We start from the raw sequence: 17,811 nt of genomic DNA on the forward strand, positions 1-17,811 counted from the left end.
ATGGCCGAATACGAAGATCGCTACTGGACCAGCAGCGACGGATTGCGCCTGCATTTTCGCTACTTCGACGGCGATTCCAGCAAACCCCCGGTAATCTGCCTGCCGGGATTGACCCGTAACGCCCGCGATTTCGAAGATCTTGCTGCCCGCCTTGCCGGCACATGGCGGGTCCTCTGCCCGGAAATGCGCGGCCGCGGTGACAGTGATTACGCCAAGGACCCGATGACCTACACGCCCATGCACTATCTGCAGGACGTCGAGGCGCTGCTGGCGCAGGAAGGGATCGAGCGTTTCGTTTCCATCGGCACCTCGCTCGGTGGCTTGCTCACCATGCTGCTCGCGGCCGCCAACCCGCAGCGCATCGCCGCCGCCGTGCTCAACGACGTCGGCCCCGAGGTCTCAGAGAAAGGCCTCGAACGCATCCGCGGCTATGTCGGTCAGGGGCGAAACTTCGAAACCTGGATGCACGCCGCCCGCGCGCTTCAGGAAAGCAGCGGCGATGTCTACCCCGATTGGGACATCACCCAATGGCTCCGCTATGCCAAGCGCATCATGGTCCTGGGTACCGGCGGACGCATCGCCTTCGACTACGACATGAAGATTGCCGAGCCGTTCGAGGCTCCCGCCGGCGCGACCCCGCAAGTCGACATGTGGCCGCTGTTCGATGCGCTCGCCACTCGCCCGCTTCTGATCCTGCGCGGCGAAACGTCCGACATTCTGGAAGCTGCGACCGCGCAGGAAATGGCCTCACGGCCCGGCGTCGAACTCGTTACTCTCCCGCGCACCGGCCACGCTCCAACACTCGATGAGCCGGAAAGCATCGCCGCGATCGGACGGCTGCTGGCCCGGGCATGAGCCGCCCACCGGTCAAGGGACCCCTGAAGCTGCTCCACCTGCATTCGACGTTCGATGCAGGCGGCAAGGAACGGCGCGCCGTCGCGCTGATGAACCGCTGGGGGAAGGGGCGGAAAGATCAGCCGATCGAGCATCACATCGTCTCGGCTCAACCTGGCGCGATGGGCGCCAAGGCCCTGATCGACAAGAAGGTGTCCGCGTTTTTCCCGTTCGGCTTTCCGCCGCTTGCGGGAAAGCTTGGCGTTGGCCGCCTGCGCCAGCTCGCCCGCGCGATGCGGGGATTCGACCTCGTCCTCACCTACAACTGGGGCGCGATGGACGCGTGCATGGCCCATGCGGTCTTCGCGCCGACCATGGGCCTTCCTCCCCTGATCCACCATGAAGACGGCTTCAATGCCGACGAGGCCGATGGCCTCAAGACCAGCCGCAACTGGTACCGTCGCGTTGCGCTTGCCCGCGCCAGTGCGCTGATGGTCCCCTCGCGTCAGCTTGAGCACATTGCACTCACCGTCTGGCACCAGCCGCGCAGCCGGGTTCAGCGCATCGCCAACGGCATCGACACTGGTCTCTATGCCCGCAAGCCCAAGCCCGACCTGCTGCCTCGCGTGGTCAAGCGCCCCGGCGAGAAGTGGCTCGGCACGCTCGCCGGCCTGCGCGCGGTGAAGAACCTGCCGCGCATGGTCCGCGCGATGAAGGATCTGCCGCCCGAATGGCACCTTGTCATCCTCGGCGAAGGCCCGGAACGCGAGGCGATCACAGCCGAGGCCATCCGCCTGGAGCTCGGCCACCGCGTTCACCTGCCCGGTCACGTCGCCGATCCGTCGCTCGCCGTCGGCCTGTTCGATCTCTTCGCGCTCTCGTCCGACAGCGAACAGGCACCGCTTTCGGTGATCGAGGCCATGGCCGCCGGGCTCGCCGTTGCCAGCCCGGCCGTGGGTGACGTCGCGGAAATGGTGGCGGAGCCAAACCGGCGCTTCATCGTGCCCGCCAACGATGAGGCTGCCTTCGCCGGCGCAATCGCCGCGCTCGCTGGTGATGAACCGCTGCGCCGCGCGATCGGCAAGGCCAACCGTGATCGCGCCCGCGTCGAATTCGATGAGTCCGTGATGGCGAACCTCTACGCGCAAGTCTACGCGCAGGCGCTGGGGACCAACCCGTTCCGCTGAACAGCCTTCAGCAAGCGTTCACGCTCGTCGCGGCAGGTGGGGCACGAGCAATCAATTCCGTTGAAAAGGCGGGCCCATCCGCTAAACACCGCGCCAGACACACGCTAGCAAACGTCAACCAATTCCCGAAAGCGCTGCCTTGGCTCTCCGTCCTGATAGTCCGCAATCCCGTTCCAACCAGCTCGCCGAGCGTTCGGCCGGGCAGGGCGATGCCTTCCTGCGTGAAGTGGACGATGCCCTGCGCGAAGATCAGGTCTACACCGCGATCCAGAAGTACGGTAAGCCCGTCGGTGCGCTGATCGTGGCGGGCCTGCTCGGTCTGGGCGGCTATCTCTGGTATGAAAACCACAGCAACGCCAAGGCTGCCGAACAAGGCGAAGTGCTGACGAAGGCACTCGACAACCTCGAAGTGCGCAATCTCAAGGCTGCCACCGATGCGGTTGCCCCCCTCGCTGCCGAAGGGACTGACGGTTACCGCGCTACTGCGAAGATGCTGGCGGCGGGTGTCCTGTCCGAACAGGGCAAGAACGCCGAAGCGGCCAGGGCTTTTGCCGCGATTGCCGCCGATGCCGACATTCCGCAGGCCTACCGTGATCTCGCCACGATCCGCGAAGTCTCGCTGACTTTCGACCAGCTCGGCCCTGACAAGGTGGTTGAGCGTCTTAAGCCGCTGGCCGTACCCGGCAATGCCTGGTTCGGCAGCGCGGCTGAACTCGTCGGCATGGCCTATGTCAAGCAGGGCAAGAACGACCTTGCCGGGGCGATGTTCGCGCAGATCGCCAAGGACAAGACCGTGCCTGATACCCTGCGCCGCCGCACGCGCCAGATGGCCGGGTTGCTCGGAGTGGATGCCATGGAGGATCCCGGCACCGCCACGATAGTGCAGAGCGCGCAATAAGTTTTGAGGATGCATTCGATGACGCCGAAACCCAATTTCCGCCGCGCTTCGCTGACCAGCGTGGTGGTTCTCGCGCTCGCTCTTGGCGGTTGCGGCGTCTTCAAGAAGGGCGTGAAGACCACGCCGACGGTCGGTTCGCGCCAGCCGATCCTCTCCAAGATCGATGCCGGCACCAAGGTCGATGATTCGATCTCGCTGATGACGGTCGTGCTTCCCGCTGCGGAAGTGAACACCGAGTTTGCGCAAGGCGGCGGCAACGCCTCGAAATCCTACGGCCACGCCGCCCTTGCGGAATCGCCCTCGCGCGCCTTCAGCGTCTCGATCAAGGGCTCGAATGCCCGCCAGCGCCTCGCCGCATCGCCGGTCGTTGGCGGCGGCAAGCTCTTCGCGATGGATACGGACGGCACCGTCCATGCCTTTGACGCAAGCACCGGCGCCCGCGTGTGGGACACCTCGGTCCGCGCTGAAAAGCAGAACGCCGGCTCCACCTTCGGCGGTGGCGCATCCTATGATGACGGCAAGGTCTACGTCACCAACGGCGTCGGGGAAGTCGCCTCGCTTGATGCCAGTTCGGGCGAAATCAAGTGGCGTGTGAAGCCCGCTGGCCCGTTGCGCGGCTCGCCCACGGTCGCTTTCGGGCAGGTCATGGTGATGAGCCAGGATAACCAGCTCTTTGCCCTCAACGAAGCCGATGGCGCCGTGCTGTGGAATGAAAGCGCTTCGGTAGGCCAGACCAACGTGTTCGGCGTTGCCTCGCCAGCAGCAGGGCAGGGCACCATTGTCGCCGGTTTCTCCTCGGGCGAGCTCGTCGCCTATCGCTATGAGAACGGTCGCCAGCTTTGGGCTGACGCTCTGGCTCGCACCTCGATCGCCACCTCGGTTTCGACCCTGACCGACATCGACGCCGATCCGATCATCGAACGCGGCCGCGTCTATGCGCTGGGGCAGGGCGGACGCATGGCCGCCTATGAACTGGTCACCGGCCAGCGCATCTGGGAATTGAACCTCGCAGGCATCTCCACCCCCGCCATCGCCGGAGACTGGATCTTCGCGCTGACCGACGAAGCCAAGCTGCTGTGCATCGCCAAGTCGAGCGGCAAGGTCCGCTGGATGACGCAGCTCCAGCGCTACCGGAACGAAAAGAAGAAGAAGAACCAGATTCTCTGGACCGGCCCCGTTCTTGCCGGCAACCAGCTGTGGATCGCCAACTCGCGCGGTGAAGTCATGCGCGCCTCGGTAAATGACGGCACGGTAAGCGAATTCACCAAGGTCGGCTCCAGCGTCACCCTTGCGCCCATCGTCGCCAACCAGACGCTCTATATCCTCGATGATGGCGGCAAGATCACCGCGTTCCGCTGAGCGCGACCTTGGGTCTGATGCTTCGACAAGCTCAGCATGAGCGGATTTGGTAGCGGCTCATCAAAGGGCCGCTCACCCTGAGCCTGTCGAAGGATGCCCGCGCTTGGTCATCACAACCATATCCTAACCCTTTGATGCGATGGACAGGTGCATGAGCGCCCGTCCGGCCCCGCCTCCGTCAGACGTCTCCGCAGGCACCGGCCTTGCCGGGGTCATCGGCCTTGTGCTGTGGGTCCTCACCTGCCGCTTCTGGCCTCAGATCGTCACCACGCTGGGCCTCTCTGCCCCCGCTGAAGTGATGGACGGCCCCTCCGCTGCGCTCGCCGCCCTGCTGTTCTCGGGTAGCGCGATGATCGGTTACGCGCTGCTGGTGGAGAAGGTCCACCTGCGCCCGTCGACCGGCATAGACTGGTCTCGCCCACGCCCCTTGCGCGAGGTCCTCGACATCTCGATCACCAAGATCGCCGGGCTCTGGACCACGTGGGCCCTCATCGGCTTTGCCTACTGCATCGCCCGCTGGTACTGGCGCGGACAATACGTCTTCGCGATGGAAGTGCTGGAAACGGCCGCGCCATTCCTGTTCCTTGGCGCCATCCCTTATGTCCTCTGGCTGGACCGCGTCCTCGTCAACCCGCGCGATGCATCGTGGCACTTCGGCGCCATGCTCATCGGGCGCGAACCCTGGGACCCGGCGGAAGTGAAGCGCCACGCCCTGGCCTGGCTGGTCAAGGGCTTCTTCTGCGCCTTCATGATCTCGATCGTGCCCGGTGGCTTCGCTGCAGTCATCCACTTCGACTGGGCTTCCGTTCTCGACGACCCCGTCGCGCTCGGCACCCTGTTGATCGAGACGATGTTCATGATCGACGTGCAGATCGCCATGGTCGGCTACCTCGTCACCATGAAGCCCCTGGACGCGCAGATCCGCACCGCCAACCCGCACCTGTCGGCATGGGTGGCAGCGCTGATCTGCTACCCGCCGTTCATCCTCATGGGCGATGGCGACGTGCTGGATTATCGCCACAATGGCGCGGAATGGGCCTACTGGCTCCAGGGTCACACCGGCCTGCTCTGGCTCTGGGCAGGAGCGCTGGTGTTCCTCACCGCCGTGTACGCCTGGGCCACCGTCGCCTTCGGCCTGCGCTTTTCGAACCTCACCTATCGCGGCGTCCTGACCAACGGCCCCTACCGCTACACCCGCCACCCCGCCTACCTGTCCAAGAACGCCTACTGGTGGCTCGCCTCGCTGCCGTTCCTCACCACCAGCGGCTCGATGGTCGATGCGATCCGCAACACCGTGATCCTCGGCCTCGTCAGCGCGGTCTACTACTGGCGCGCCCGCACCGAGGAGCAGCACCTTCTTGCCGAAGACGCCAAGTATCGCGAATACCACGCGTGGATGGCCGAACACGGCCTTATCACGTCGATCCTGCGCAAGCTCGCCCGCGCTGTCACGCCGCGCCGGCCAGTTGTCCAGCCCGCCGAATAGGCGTCAGACCTCCGCGCCCTCGTCGCTCTCGAACACGCGAATCTTGCGCTCGAACAGCCCCAGCGTCGCACGCTCCTGCGCCCACGCCTTCATGTGCTCGGTCTGGAAATGCGCCTTGAGCGCGCCCATGTCGCGCCACTTCTCGGCGATATGGATCAGCTCGGGATCGAGCACGTCCTGCGCATAGGCATACTGGATGCAGCCATCCTCGGCCAAGGTCGCAGCGATGACCTTGGCCATCATCGGGCGGATCGCCTCGATGTTCTCGACCGGAACGCGAACAGTGCCCATCACGATGATCATCAGAAGCTCTTCTCGCCATAGATGCGCGAAAGGTCGCCGCCCCATTCGCCGTGGTAGAGGTCAAGCAGGCGTTCGGCGGGGGTCTTGCCCGAAGAGACAATCTCGTCGAGCGGCTGGAGATAGCCCGTCTCGTTGTCACCCGCCTCGTTCAACTGCGCGCGTGCAGCCAGGCCAGAGCGCGAGATCGCCAGAACTTCGGCAGCAGCATCGCGCAACTTGCCCCCACCCGGCAGCGACGCATCAAGCCCCAGCTTGGGCACTTCGGCGCGCAGGCGTTCGCGCCCTTCCATGTCCCAGCCCTTGACCAGGTCCCACGCCGCATCGAGCGCGCCCTGATCGTAGAGCAAGCCCACCCACAGCGCCGGCAGCGCGCAGATACGGCTCCATGGACCACCATCGGCCCCGCGCATTTCCAGGAACGACTTGAGCCGCACTTCGGGGAAGGCGGTCGAAAGATGGTCGTTCCAGTCCGAAAGCGTCGGCTTCTCGCCGGGCAGCACCGATAGCTTGCCGTCGAGGAAATCGCGGAACGAAAGCCCTGCCGCATCGATGTACTTGCCGTCGCGGAACACGAAATACATCGGCACGTCGAGCATGTACTCGACATAGCGCTCGTACCCGAAGCCTTCGTCGAACACGAACGAGAGCATCCCCGTGCGCGCCGGATCGGTGTCGGTCCAGATATGGCTGCGGTACGACAGGAACCCGTTGGGCTTGCCTTCGAGGAACGGCGAATTGGCGAACAGCGCCGTCGCCAGCGGCTGCAGCGCAAGGCTGACGCGGAACTTCTGCACCATGTCCGCCTCGGATCGATAATCGAGGTTGGTCTGGATCGTGCAGGTCCGCAGCATCATGTCGAGGCCCATCGAGCCCACGCGCGGCATGTGCCGCAGCATGATGTCATAGCGGCCCTTGGGCATGATCGGCAGCTCTTCGCGGGTCTTGTCCGGCCACAACCCCATGCCAAGATAGGCAAGGCCCAGCTTGTCGCCGATCGTCTTGACCTGCGCCAGGTGACGCCCGGTCTCGGCACAGGTCTGGTGCAGGTTCACCAGCGGCGCGCCCGAAAGCTCCAGCTGTCCGGCCGGCTCCAGGCTCACCGCACCATCGGGGCCAGACATCGCGATGACGTTCCCGCCCTCGATGATCGGCTCCCAACCATACTCTGTCAGCGCGTGCAGCAGGTCGCGAATGCCGCCTTGCTCGCCATATGAAGGCGCCGCACGGTCAGCCGTGCGGTAGACGAACTTTTCGTGCTCGGTGCCGATCCGCCAGTTTTCCTTGGGCTTTTCGCCCTTCTGCATCGGCACCACGAGCATGTCGCGGCTCTCGATGACGGGATCGTTGCTATTTGAAACTTGCCGCGTGCTCATGCCCGCTTCCGTTAATGGGCGGGACAGCTTTTAGCCAGCCTAATTGTAGCACGTCACCTGCAAGGCAATGTTGCCAAGAGCGCGCCAATCGCCTGTAACTTCAGGTTGCTCTCATCCGAACCAGTCGCCCTGCATGCCCATCCACAAGGCCGTCCCGGCGATCGCCGCCGTCTCGCCGCGAAGGATGCGCGGTCCCAGCGAAAGCGCCGCTGCCGCCGGATGCGCCCTCACCAAGGCCCGCTCCGCCTCGTCAAACCCGCCCTCCGGCCCGATCAGCAAGGCGGCCGGCCCGTTATGGATCGAAAACGCCACTGCCGCCGGCATCCCGCCGTTCTCGTCGGCAAAGAACAGCGTTCGCCCTTCCGGCCAGTCGCGCAGCAGATGCTCCAGCTTCACCGTCTCGCCAAGGTCCGGCAACGCCGTGCGGGCGCACTGCTCGGCCGCCTCGGTCATGATCGTCAGCGCGCGTTCCGGGTTCAGCTTGTCCGCGACACAGCGCCGCGTCACTACCGGCACGATCTTTGCCGCGCCCAGTTCTGTCGCCTTTTCCAGCACCAGATCGAAGTTCGGCTTCTTCAGCAGTGCCGCGCAGAGCCAGAAATCAGGAACGTCCTCGCGTTCACGCAGACGCCGCTCGACCTCGACGACCACCTCGCGCTTGCCGGCCTCGGTCACGCGCGCCAGCCACTCACCGGTGCGGTTATCGCAGACGATCACCGCATCGCCTGCTCCCACGCGCATGACCTTGCCCAGATAATGCGCCTGCTGCCCCTCGATCGGCAGTCGCATTCCCTCGCTCAACGTCGTATCGACGAACAGCCGCGGCGCGGATTTCGGTGGCCAGGCAGGAGTCGCGGTCATCCCCACCGCCTAGCGCGGATATTGCCTTTCGTTAAGAGTCTGTAATGTGACTTCGACCACTTCCGAAACGATCGTCCCCGACAGCGAACATAAGGGTCTGGTCGCCAGCCTGCCGCAACCTTGGCGCAACCTTGCCTTGCTGGCGCGGTTCGACCGGCCGATCGGCTGGTGGCTGCTGTTCTGGCCCTGCGCCTGGGGCCTGTTCCTGGGCGGCGGATCGGCGCGCTGGGGCATCCTCGCGTGGATGCTTTTGGGAGCCATCGTCATGCGCGGGGCAGGGTGCGTCTACAACGATATTGTCGATGCCGATCTCGACGCCCGCGTCGCCCGCACCGCGGCTCGCCCGATTGCCAGCGGCGCAACCACCAAGCGTACCGCGTGGATCTGGCTGCTCACGCTCTGCGCCGTAGGTCTTGTGGTCCTGCTCCAACTGCGCTGGGAAGCGCAGGTCGTGGCGCTTGGCAGTCTCGCACTCGTGGCCGCCTATCCCTTCATGAAGCGCATTACCGGCTGGCCGCAGGCGTGGCTTGGTCTTGTCTTTACATGGGGCGCGCCGGTCGGCTGGGTCGAGGCGACGGGCTTTGAACGCCTCGCCCCGCTGGCCGCGCTCTACGCCGGGTGCTGGGCCTGGTGCATGGCCTATGACACCATCTACGCACTGCAGGATCGCGAAGACGATGCCATGGTCGGCATCGGGTCCTCCGCGCTTTCGTTCGGGAGCCACGTTCGTGCAGGCGTCGGCGGGCTCTACACGATGGCCTTGCTGTGCTGGGCAGGGGCGATCTGGCTCACGCGCGCCGATCCGCTCGCATTGCTGGCGCTGGCACCGGTCTCGCTCCACCTCTCGTGGCAGGTCGCCACGCTCAAGGAAGATGGTGCCGATCCGCTGGCCAAGTTTCGCTCGAACCGCTTTGCCGGCTTGCTGATGGCCGCGGCCTGCTACGTCGTCGGCGGGGCCTGAGCGCCGAACAGCGCCTCGTGGCGGGCCTCGATCGCGGGCCACAGGTCAGCCGCTTCGGGCACGTCGATCAGGAACAGGTCGTGCAGGATGCTGACCAGCTCCCGAGCGGAGCCCAGTTCGCGCCGCTCTTCGCCATGCGCTCCCACAACCGTGAGCACCTTGCCCCTGAGCATCAGGTAGCTGCCCGAAAGCCGCCTCTGCACGGTCAGGTTCTGTACGAAGACCGAGGCAGGATCACTGGCCTGCCAATGGCATAGCGCCGAAAGCTGATCCTCGTCGGCAGGTTGGTCCACGAAATCGTACGACATCGCTATGGGGCCAAGGCTGACGGAAACCCGCCACATCGCGTCGTCTGTCCGGCCGAGCGACACCGGCAGCGGATCATGCATCCACTGCCCCGGTTCGAGCGGCACCGGCGCGCCGAGCCAGCTTCCGAACCCCGCATCGACCAGCTTCGGCCCATCGCACTGCACCAGCAGGCACAAGTGCGACCCCATGCACTCATCGCCGCGCGCTTGTCGCATGACCCCGGCGCTCATCCGCACGACATCGAACCCGATTGCCGACAATGCCGCGCCCAGTACGCCATTGTGCTCATAGCACCAGCCTCCGCGCCGCGCTTCCACCAGCTTGGCGAAGGCCGCGGCAGGATCGATCGTCAGGCTGCGACCAAGCTGTACATCGATGTTTTCGAACGGGATTGCCTGAACATGCGCCCTCACGATGGCATCCAGCGTCGGCAGGTCGGCGGCCACAGGCGCGGACACGCCGATCCGCGCCAGATAGGCGGCCAGTTGCGCAGGGGAGAGCGGTTCAATCGCCATAGCTGACCACTTCGAATTCGATCCCGTCCCAGTCATAGAAATAGAACCGCCGGCCCGGCTCATAGTCCGCATGATTGAACGGCTCGAGCCCCGCTGCAATCACGATCTGCTCGGCAGCGGCGAGGTCATCCACTTCGATGCCCACGTGCTGCAGCGGCATGCCTTTGGCAAAGCGCGTCGAGACACCACCCGGCGGGGTATAGAACACGATGTAATGGTTCTCGGTGCCGAGATGGATCGAAAATCCATCGTCGATTGCCAGGCCACGCCAGCGTTCGTGCCACCCGCAAAGCTCAGTGAAGAACGCCGCAGAGCGTTCGGCATCGCTGACCGAGATGTTGACGTGTTCAAGGCGGGCAGACGGCATCGTCGGGGTCCTTTCGGGATACGGTGTCGAATCGATGCTTGCGAATCTGCAACCTCAAGTTAACTTGAGGTCAAGCGGAAAGCGTGGAGTCGCAGAACCTTGGCCATTACCCGCAACGATCTCATCCCGATCGGCACGCTCGCGCGCCGCACCGGCCTCGCGGTCAGCGCCATCCGTTATTACGAGGATCGCGGGCTCGTCACCTCGATCCGCACGGGCGGGAATCAGCGCCGCTTCCTTCGCTCCGACATCCGCCGGTTGAGCTTTGTGCAGATCGCGCAGAAGCTCGGGCTTGGGCTGGCAGAGATCGAACGCGAACTCGCCGCCCTGCCGCAGGGCCGCACCCCGAACGTGCTTGATTGGCAGCGCATAAGTCGCTCATTGCGCAAGGAAATCGACAGCCGCATCCAGCTCCTTACCCGCACCCGCAACAAGCTTGACGAATGCATAGGCTGCGGCTGCCTCAGCCTCGAACGCTGCCAGCTCTACAACAAGGATGACCGCGCCGCCGCAGCTGGGCCGGGGCCAAGGTATGTGCTGGATTAGCCCGCGTTCTCAAGCAGTTCCACTGCACCGCCCAAGTCCACGCTGACAAGGCGCGATACGCCGCGCTCCACCATCGTCACACCGAACAGGCGGTGCATGCGGCTCATCGTCACGGCGTTGTGCGTGACGATCAGGTAGCGGGTGCGGGTTTCGGCGACCATCGCATCGAGCAGGTCGCAGAACCGCTCGATGTTGGCATCGTCAAGCGGCGCGTCGACTTCGTCGAGCACACAGATCGGTGCTGGGTTGGTCAGGAATAGCGCGAAGATCAGCGCGACCGCCGTCAGCGCCTGCTCGCCGCCCGAAAGAAGAGTCAACGATTGCAGGCGCTTGCCGGGTGGCTGCGCGAAGATTTCGAGGCCTGCTTCCAGCGGATCGTCGGAATCGACCAGCGCCAGATGCGCCTCGCCACCGCCGAACAGGCGGCTGAAAAGGCGGCGGAAGTGGCCATCGACAGCCTCGAATGCCGCCCGCAGGCGCTCGCGCCCTTCGCGGTTGAGGCTGCCGATGGAGCCTCTAAGTCTATGAACTGCCTCGGTTAGCTCCGCCTGCTCGGCCACCGAGGTACCATGCTTTTCCTCGGCATCCTTCAGCTCGTCAGCCGCCACGAGGTTCACCGGCCCAATGCGCTCCCGCTCCGCCGAGAGACGGTCCATCGTCGCCGACTCCTCAGTCGCGGCGGCAACGTCGGCTGAGGAAAATTCGAACCGCTCGGGCAGGAGGGGGGGAGGGCATTGAAAGCGCTCGCCTGAAATGGCCGCCATCTCCTGTCGGCGGGCGTCTTCGTTCTCGGCACGGGCAGACGCTCCGGCGCGGCCTTCGCGGGCCGTGGCGAGCGCCTCGTTTGCGGCCGAGAGTGTGGCCTCTGCCTGCGAGAGTTGGCCTTCCGCCTCGGAGAGTTGCCGCTCTGCCTCGGAGAGTTGGAGAGTGAGCCTCGCGCGGATTCCCTCGCCCTGTTCTATCTCGGAAATCAGCCCCGCAGGTTTGGCGGCAGAGATCGCGCGCTCGGTTTCCAGCTCCTCGCGCCGCCCGGTCATCTCGGCAAGGCGCTTGGCGGCATCGCCAGAACGGGCCTGCCACGCACGGATATCGCCCTTGAGGCCCGCCAGCCGCTCCTTGCCCGCGGCGATCTGCTGTTCGAGCGCAGCCGACGCGGCGGTGGCGGATTGCAGGGTGACGCGGGCTGCGTCGTTGCGCGCGCGCGCCGCTTCCAGCGCCGCCCGGCCCGCAGCCGGATCGGGCAGGGTGCTGCGCTTGTCCTCAGCCGCCGTCACTTCCGCCTGAGCCGCAAGGCGTTGATCCGAAAGCTCTTCCTGCGCCCGCGTCAGTTCCGCCTTGCGCTGTTCGAGCCGCGCCCGCGCTGCCTCTGCGGCATCCAATGCCCGCAGTGCCATACGCTCGGCATCCGCAGCGGCAGAGAGCGCGCGCTCTACTTGCTTGAGTTCGCCCTGCACCTCGGAGAGCCTGGCGCGAACCTCTTCCTGCGCGGTCTCGGCAGACAAGACCGCTGCGCGCCGCTCGGGCAGGAGCGCCTGCAACTCCGCCAGCCGGTTCTCGGCCTCAAGCGCAGCGGCTTCTGCGGCCCCTTCGCCCCGCGCGATGAATCCGTCCCAGCGGCGCAAGTGCCCGGCCTTTGTGACCAGCCATTCGCCGGGGACGAGCGCCTGACCTTCGTCGGCATCGACGACGCGAACCAGGGCGAGGCGCGCTGACAGTTCGGGCGGGCACTGGGGGACGTGATGGGCCAGCGAATCCGCAAGTGGCTCAGGCACTTGCGCACCTGTCCAGAAGCGCCCCTCCGCAGTGGCCGGGGCCGCGCCCACCGGAGCGGAGGCGTCACGCCCGAGCACGGCGGCCAAGGCGCGCTCGTAGCCTGGAGCAGCGCGGGTTCCGGCAATGGCAGACTGGCCCAAGCCCTTGGCGGAGCGCGCTTTCTCCCGCGCCGCCTTGTCGCGGGCGAGCGCGTCGGCTTCACGCTCGATCCCGGCAAGATCGGCGCGGGCTTGGGCCAACGCATTGCTGGTAGCGTCACGGCGGGCAGACAGGTCTTCGCGCTGGCCGGTGAGGTCCGCGCGGCGTCCCTCGGCAGACGCGATGGCCTCCGCGGCGGCCGCGCGCTTTGCTTCCGCCTCGGCAATCTGCGCAGCCGGATCGGCTTCGCGGGCAAGCGCTTCGGCCTGCTGGGTCAAGCGCGCGGCATCGCCATCGAGCCGGGTCAGCCTTTGGCGCGCAGCGGCGACGGCTGCTTCGGCCACGCGCCATTCGGCATCGATCCCGGCCTGCTCCGCCACACGTTGAGCGAGGGCGACTTCGGCTGCACGGGCGGCACGATCGGCGTCGTCCACGGCTGCGGCCAGCGTGGGGCGACGTTCGCTATCGGCGGCAAGCGAGTCCTCGGCTGCGGTGAGGTCCTGCTCCAGTTTCGCCATTGCGGCGGCGGCATCTTCGGTCAGCCGATCCGCGCTGGCGCGGTCTTCCTCGATCCGAGTCAGCTGGCGATCGATGTCCTTGACCCGCTGCTCAGCCGCTTCGAGCTGCGCCGTGAGCGAGGCCATGCGCTGGCCGTGGGCTGCGGCGTCCTGGCGCCGGTCGAACAGTTCGTCCCGCGCCTCGGCCAAGGCTGCAGCAGCCTTGTGCTGGGCTTTCTGGGCCGCTTGCGCGAGGTCGGTAGCCCGCTTCACTGCTTCCTCGGCCGCGACGGCCTGCTTGCGTGCAGCATCGGCGGCGGCTGCTGCATCGCGCCAGCGGGCGAAGACGAGGCGGGCTTCGGCGAGGCGGATCTTCTCGCTGACGGCGCGATAACGCTCGGCAGCACGGGCCTGCCGCCTGAGCGTGCCGATCTGGCTTTCGAGGCCTGCCAGCATGTCTTCAAGCCGCGCCAGGTTTGCCTCGGTTGCGCGCAACTTCTGTTCGGCATCGCGGCGCCGCACGTGGAGGCCCGCAATCCCGGCCGCTTCTTCGAGCATCATGCGACGTTCGGCAGGCTTGGCGGCGATTACTGCGGCGATCCGGCCCTGGCTGACCAGGGCTGGGCTGTGCGCGCCAGTTGCCGCGTCAGCAAAGACCAGCGCCACGTCCTTGGCGCGAACGTCCTTTCCGTTGACGCGATAGGCGCTGCCTGCGCCGCGCTCGATGCGGCGGATGACTTCAAGCTCTGCCCCGAATGGCCCGTCAGGATCGGTTTCGGCGGTGAGCAGGACTTCGGCAAAGGACCGGGCCGGGCGGGTTGCGGTCCCGGCAAAGATCACGTCTTCCATGCCGCCGCCGCGCATGGATTTGGGCGAGCTTTCGCCCATGACCCAGCGGATGGCTTCGAGAAGGTTCGACTTGCCGCAGCCGTTGGGGCCAACGACGCCGGTGAGGCCAGGTTCGATGCGCAGTTCGGCAGGTTCGACGAAGCTCTTGAAACCGGAGAGTTTCAAGCGCTTGAATTGCACCGATCAGGCCCCCCGACCCGTCTCGGCCTCCTTAGCGGGCGCCAGCCTTCTGCAGCAGCGGTTCGAGTTCCTGCCAACTGGCAACGCCGGTCTTGCTGCCGTTGAGGAAGAAGGTCGGCGTGCCGGTGATGTCGAACTCCTTGCTCCACTGTTCGTTGGTGGTGGCAAGCTTTGTCGCCTTGGCGCTGTCAGCCAGGCATGACGAGCCCTGAGCGGCCGCAATGCCGCGCGAGGCGAAGAATTCGCTCATGCCGCCGAGCTGGGCAATGCCGGCAAAGCGCTTGTCAGCGGGAAGGTTCTGGATCTGCTGGAAGGCGGCTTCGTCCTTCTGCAGGTTGGTGAACATGTTGGGTTGCCATGCCCAGAACTGCTCCGACAGCGGAATCACAGCTCCGGGGGCGCCGCACGTGGCCAGCAGCACCGCCGGCATGTCGAGCGCGTTCAGCAGGAACAGGCGCAGTTCATAGGAAACGCGGCCCGATGCGATGTATTCATCGCGCAGCTTGGGGAAGCCCTTTTCCGAAAATTCCGCGCAGTGCGAGCACGACAGCGCGCCGAATTCGATCAGCTTGATCGGGGCGTTGGGATTGCCCATCAGGTAACCGCCTTCGGGCGTGACCGAGAAAGTTTCGGTCCACGACTGGCCGGCGGGCGCAGGAACCTTGGCAATCGGCTCTGCGCTGGCAATCTCGCCTCCGGCAGCGGCGTCCTTCTTGTCACAGGCGGCAAGGCCAAGCGTCAGCGGAAGGGTGGCAAGCAGGAGCGCGCGGGCGAGTTTCATCGTCTGGATATTCCCGTTTTCTGGCGGTTTGGAAGGACGCTAGCGGATTGTTGCCGGGGTTTGAAGGGGGTGTGCGGTGGGGTTGTGGATGGCGGTTGATCGAGGGGTCATGGGCCCCGGCCTGCGCCGGGGCAACGGAGAAATGAATGGCCTTCTTGCTTGTCGCCCCGGCGCAGGCCGGGGCCCATGAGGCCCGAAATATGAAACTTCCTCAATCCATCCGCGCGAGGATTTGCGGGCGCAGCGAATCCCAGTCATGGGTGCCTGCGAGCAGGATGCCATCGATCATGAAGCTGGGGGTGCCGGTGACGCCGAGCTTCTCGGCAGCGTCATTGGTCCGCTGGGCAAGCTTGTTGGCCAGCGCCTCGTTCGACAGGCAACGGTCCATGGCCTGGCGGTCCATCCCTCGGGCTGCCATGAATTCGTAGAACTTGAAGTCGCTGGCGATGGCGCGGGTGCGGGTGGCGAAGGGGCCGGTTGTCCACCGCTGGCGCTGTGCTGCGGTAGCGTTCGAAAGCGGGCCGATCCACTGCGGCTGCAGGCGCATGAAGGCAGTGTGCAACTGGAAGAAGCGGTTGGCAGGCGCGCAATTGGTGATGAGCGCCACGGTCATGTCCACCGGATCGCGCACGAAATTGCGCACTTCAACCGCGCCCTTGCCGGGGGCGATCATGCCGATCTTGAGCTGGCCTTCGGACTCGGTCTCGAAATGCGAGCAGTGCGGGCAGGTGTAGCTGACGAATTCGATCAGGCGCAACTTGGCAGCGGGGTTGCCGAGCACGTGATGGCCTTCAGCCGTGATGGAGCCGGTGACGGCCCAGTTGAGGCCGCCTGCCGGGCGCGGTGCAGGCTTTTTCGTGGCCTGCCCCGAAGCTCCCGTTGCGACGAGCGCTGCGGCGGCGATTGCTGCTGCTGCAAACTTGCGGATCATCCGATCTTCTTCCCACCGGTTGCACTATCGAGACTGCGCGCCAGCGATTCCAGCACCGTGCGCAGTTCAGGATCGCCGATATCGCGCAGCGAATCCCCCAGTTCCATCGGTATCGGCTTCAGCGAGGGAGGCGCCGCACGCGGAGCTTCCTTGGGCTTTGGTGCCTGAACGGCGCCTTGCCGTATCTTTACCTTGGCCACGGCATTGTAGCCGAAAAAGCGGTTCACCCGATCAATGATCTCGGGCGTGACATGCTGGATCAGCGGCGCATGCGCCGGGCTGACGACCAGTTGCAGGATGCCTTCGGATTTCTCGCCCGGGGGAAAGCGGATCGATTCGGGCATGCAGTGGCGCGCATGCCGCTCGCCCACGATCTCGGGCCAGCGGGTGACCACGCTGGATTGCACGAAGCCGAAGCGGCGGAAGGCGGTGCGGCCGATGGCGGGCATGAGATCGGCGATCTGGCGCGCTTCACCGCCCCTGGGGCGCTCGTAGAGCTTGCCCGCCTCGGTCTTGGTGGACCGGGCGCTCTTGCGTTTCGGCGCGTCCGAAGGGGTGCTTTCCATATCGCTTCGCGCCATGCCATAGGTGCGCGATGCAAGCCAGAGAGGAAGCCGCAAAGTCATTCGATCCGGAGGCAATCGCCCCGCTTCTGCTGGCGTGGTACGATGCCAACGCCCGTCGCCTGCCATGGCGACGGTTGCCGGGCGAGGAGCGGCAGGACCCCTACAGGGTCTGGCTGTCCGAAGTGATGTTGCAGCAGACGACCGTGGCTGCGGTGGGACCATACTATTCCAGATTCACCGAGGTCTGGCCGACGGTGGCGGATCTCGCGGCAGCCGACGACGGCGACGTGATGGCCGCTTGGGCGGGGCTCGGTTATTATGCCCGCGCCCGCAATCTGCTGGCCTGCGCACGGGCCGTGGCGGCGCGCGGCGGGAACTTTCCCGATACCGAGGCGGGCTTGCGCGAATTGCCGGGACTGGGGGAATACACTGCTGCTGCCGTTGCCGCGATCGCGTTCGGGCGCCGCGCAGTGGTGGTCGATGCCAACGTCGAGCGGGTGGTGGCGCGGCTGTTCGCGATCGACGAACCCCTCCCTGCGGGTAAGGCGGCAATCCGTTTTGCGGCGGGGCAGGTGACACCGGAGGAGCGCGCCGGGGACTTTGCGCAAGGGATGATGGATCTGGGCGCGACGATCTGCACGGCAAGGTCTCCGCGCTGCATGCTGTGTCCATTGCGCGAGGGATGCCGTGGTTACGCGCAAGGTTCGCCCGAGCGGCTGCCGGTGAAGGCGGCGAAGAAGGCCAAGCCGGTTCGGACCGGCCGGGTCTATTGGGTGGAGCGCGATGGCAAGGTCCTGCTGGTGCGCCGGCCCGGGCGCGGAATGCTGGGCGGGATGCGCGCTTTGCCCGACGATGGGTGGTCGGCCAAGGGTGATGGCGCAGATGCGCTGGCGGGAGATTGGCGCGCTGGCGGAATGGTGCGCCACGGCTTCACGCATTTCGATCTCGAATTGCAATTGATGCTTTCGGTTCAGCCACAAGCGGTTAGTCTTCCGCAAGGAGAATGGTGGCCGGTCGAGACAATCGAGGCTGCCGGATTGCCGACCGTGTTCGCCAAGGCGGCGCGGCTGGTGGTCGCTGGAAGGACAGACTGAGCA

General features: G+C 65.6%; 17 protein-coding genes. 8 read left to right on the forward strand and 9 right to left on the reverse strand.

Annotated features, from left to right (window positions below):
• The 5 genes from AC3WLM_RS12450 (at position 1) to AC3WLM_RS12470 (ending at position 5,764) form a co-directional block, all read left to right on the forward strand.
• A complete protein-coding gene (locus AC3WLM_RS12450) occupies positions 1-855 on the forward strand; it encodes an alpha/beta fold hydrolase (protein WP_492477513.1) in 855 nt (284 codons plus the stop codon).
• Positions 852-2,021, forward strand: a complete 1,170-nt coding sequence (locus tag AC3WLM_RS12455; RefSeq protein ID WP_492477514.1) for a glycosyltransferase family 4 protein — start codon at positions 852-854, stop codon at positions 2,019-2,021. The genes AC3WLM_RS12450 and AC3WLM_RS12455 overlap by 4 nt, the downstream gene beginning before the upstream one ends.
• A gap of 139 nt (positions 2,022-2,160) precedes the next feature.
• The gene (locus tag AC3WLM_RS12460) at positions 2,161-2,919 is read left to right on the forward strand and encodes a tetratricopeptide repeat protein (protein ID WP_492477515.1); all 759 of its coding nucleotides are present in this window, start codon (positions 2,161-2,163) and stop codon (positions 2,917-2,919) included.
• Positions 2,920-2,937: 18 nt separating this feature from the next.
• The gene (locus AC3WLM_RS12465; protein WP_039332699.1) at positions 2,938-4,278 is read left to right on the forward strand and encodes an outer membrane protein assembly factor BamB family protein; all 1,341 of its coding nucleotides are present in this window, start codon (positions 2,938-2,940) and stop codon (positions 4,276-4,278) included.
• A gap of 151 nt (positions 4,279-4,429) precedes the next feature.
• Positions 4,430-5,764, forward strand: a complete 1,335-nt coding sequence (locus AC3WLM_RS12470) for a methyltransferase family protein (protein WP_492477516.1) — start codon at positions 4,430-4,432, stop codon at positions 5,762-5,764.
• A gap of 3 nt (positions 5,765-5,767) precedes the next feature.
• Here the strand turns inward: AC3WLM_RS12470 and AC3WLM_RS12475 are convergent, their stop codons facing one another.
• The 3 genes from AC3WLM_RS12475 to AC3WLM_RS12485 all read right to left on the reverse strand — a co-directional run bounded on the left by AC3WLM_RS12475 (position 5,768) and on the right by AC3WLM_RS12485 (position 8,301).
• Positions 5,768-6,067, reverse strand: coding sequence for a putative quinol monooxygenase (locus AC3WLM_RS12475; protein ID WP_039332704.1), 300 nt, complete (start codon positions 6,065-6,067; stop codon positions 5,768-5,770).
• Positions 6,067-7,440, reverse strand: coding sequence for a glutamate--cysteine ligase (locus tag AC3WLM_RS12480; RefSeq protein WP_492477517.1), 1,374 nt, complete (start codon positions 7,438-7,440; stop codon positions 6,067-6,069). The genes AC3WLM_RS12475 and AC3WLM_RS12480 overlap by 1 nt, the downstream gene beginning before the upstream one ends.
• Positions 7,441-7,551: 111 nt before the next feature.
• A complete protein-coding gene (locus tag AC3WLM_RS12485; protein WP_062343675.1) occupies positions 7,552-8,301 on the reverse strand; it encodes a 16S rRNA (uracil(1498)-N(3))-methyltransferase in 750 nt (249 codons plus the stop codon).
• Between the two features lie 46 nt (positions 8,302-8,347).
• Here AC3WLM_RS12485 and ubiA point away from each other — a divergent pair, with 46 nt between their 5' ends.
• Positions 8,348-9,262 carry a 4-hydroxybenzoate octaprenyltransferase gene (gene ubiA, locus AC3WLM_RS12490; protein ID WP_492477518.1) on the forward strand — a complete coding sequence of 305 codons (915 nt, stop codon included), beginning with the start codon at positions 8,348-8,350 and terminating at the stop codon, positions 9,260-9,262.
• Here ubiA and AC3WLM_RS12495 read toward each other — a convergent pair.
• Together AC3WLM_RS12495 and AC3WLM_RS12500 are read right to left on the reverse strand one after the other, a co-directional pair.
• Positions 9,241-10,086, reverse strand: coding sequence for an arylamine N-acetyltransferase family protein (locus AC3WLM_RS12495; RefSeq protein ID WP_492477519.1), 846 nt, complete (start codon positions 10,084-10,086; stop codon positions 9,241-9,243). The genes ubiA and AC3WLM_RS12495 overlap by 22 nt on opposite strands.
• The gene (locus tag AC3WLM_RS12500; RefSeq protein ID WP_492477520.1) at positions 10,076-10,453 is read right to left on the reverse strand and encodes a VOC family protein; all 378 of its coding nucleotides are present in this window, start codon (positions 10,451-10,453) and stop codon (positions 10,076-10,078) included. Before AC3WLM_RS12500 ends, AC3WLM_RS12495 begins: the two co-directional genes overlap by 11 nt.
• A gap of 105 nt (positions 10,454-10,558) precedes the next feature.
• Here AC3WLM_RS12500 and soxR point away from each other — a divergent pair, with 105 nt between their 5' ends.
• Entirely contained in the window at positions 10,559-10,999 is a 441-nt protein-coding gene (gene soxR / locus AC3WLM_RS12505; protein ID WP_039332918.1) for a redox-sensitive transcriptional activator SoxR, read from the forward strand.
• Here soxR and smc read toward each other — a convergent pair.
• The 4 genes from smc to AC3WLM_RS12525 form a co-directional block, all read right to left on the reverse strand.
• Positions 10,996-14,436, reverse strand: coding sequence for a chromosome segregation protein SMC (gene smc / locus AC3WLM_RS12510; RefSeq protein WP_492477521.1), 3,441 nt, complete (start codon positions 14,434-14,436; stop codon positions 10,996-10,998). The two genes, soxR and smc, sit on opposite strands and share 4 nt — an antisense overlap.
• 31 nt (positions 14,437-14,467) lie before the next feature.
• Positions 14,468-15,217, reverse strand: a complete 750-nt coding sequence (locus tag AC3WLM_RS12515) for a thioredoxin domain-containing protein (RefSeq protein ID WP_492477522.1) — start codon at positions 15,215-15,217, stop codon at positions 14,468-14,470.
• A 211-nt stretch (positions 15,218-15,428) separates the two neighbouring features.
• The gene (locus tag AC3WLM_RS12520; RefSeq protein ID WP_492477523.1) at positions 15,429-16,148 is read right to left on the reverse strand and encodes a DsbA family protein; all 720 of its coding nucleotides are present in this window, start codon (positions 16,146-16,148) and stop codon (positions 15,429-15,431) included.
• On the reverse strand, positions 16,145-16,714 hold the full coding sequence (locus AC3WLM_RS12525) for a DUF721 domain-containing protein (protein WP_039332920.1): 570 nt from the start codon (positions 16,712-16,714) through the stop codon (positions 16,145-16,147). The genes AC3WLM_RS12520 and AC3WLM_RS12525 overlap by 4 nt, the downstream gene beginning before the upstream one ends.
• A gap of 29 nt (positions 16,715-16,743) precedes the next feature.
• On the opposite strand from AC3WLM_RS12525, the gene AC3WLM_RS12530 reads away from it, so the two are divergent.
• A complete protein-coding gene (locus AC3WLM_RS12530; protein ID WP_492477524.1) occupies positions 16,744-17,808 on the forward strand; it encodes an A/G-specific adenine glycosylase in 1,065 nt (354 codons plus the stop codon).
• Positions 17,809-17,811 lie beyond the last annotated feature (3 nt).

It is taken from the genome of Novosphingobium sp. FW305-C-30-35 (assembly GCF_058783135.1).

What these genes read in the sequence shown, in the direction of transcription:
- AC3WLM_RS12450 (WP_492477513.1), top strand. Translation starts at nt 1, where the DNA reads ATGGCCGAATACGAAGATCGCTACTGGACCAGCAGCGACGGATTGCGC.
- AC3WLM_RS12455 (WP_492477514.1), top strand. Translation starts at nt 852, where the DNA reads ATGAGCCGCCCACCGGTCAAGGGACCCCTGAAGCTGCTCCACCTGCAT.
- AC3WLM_RS12465 (WP_039332699.1), top strand. Translation starts at nt 2,938, where the DNA reads ATGACGCCGAAACCCAATTTCCGCCGCGCTTCGCTGACCAGCGTGGTG.
- AC3WLM_RS12470 (WP_492477516.1), top strand. Translation starts at nt 4,430, where the DNA reads ATGAGCGCCCGTCCGGCCCCGCCTCCGTCAGACGTCTCCGCAGGCACC.
- AC3WLM_RS12475 (WP_039332704.1), bottom strand. Translation starts at nt 6,067, where the DNA reads ATGATCATCGTGATGGGCACTGTTCGCGTTCCGGTCGAGAACATCGAG.
- AC3WLM_RS12480 (WP_492477517.1), bottom strand. Translation starts at nt 7,440, where the DNA reads ATGAGCACGCGGCAAGTTTCAAATAGCAACGATCCCGTCATCGAGAGC.
- AC3WLM_RS12485 (WP_062343675.1), bottom strand. Translation starts at nt 8,301, where the DNA reads ATGACCGCGACTCCTGCCTGGCCACCGAAATCCGCGCCGCGGCTGTTC.
- AC3WLM_RS12495 (WP_492477519.1), bottom strand. Translation starts at nt 10,086, where the DNA reads ATGGCGATTGAACCGCTCTCCCCTGCGCAACTGGCCGCCTATCTGGCG.
- AC3WLM_RS12500 (WP_492477520.1), bottom strand. Translation starts at nt 10,453, where the DNA reads ATGCCGTCTGCCCGCCTTGAACACGTCAACATCTCGGTCAGCGATGCC.
- AC3WLM_RS12515 (WP_492477522.1), bottom strand. Translation starts at nt 15,217, where the DNA reads ATGAAACTCGCCCGCGCGCTCCTGCTTGCCACCCTTCCGCTGACGCTT.
- AC3WLM_RS12520 (WP_492477523.1), bottom strand. Translation starts at nt 16,148, where the DNA reads ATGATCCGCAAGTTTGCAGCAGCAGCAATCGCCGCCGCAGCGCTCGTC.
- AC3WLM_RS12525 (WP_039332920.1), bottom strand. Translation starts at nt 16,714, where the DNA reads ATGGAAAGCACCCCTTCGGACGCGCCGAAACGCAAGAGCGCCCGGTCC.
- AC3WLM_RS12530 (WP_492477524.1), top strand. Translation starts at nt 16,744, where the DNA reads ATGCAAGCCAGAGAGGAAGCCGCAAAGTCATTCGATCCGGAGGCAATC.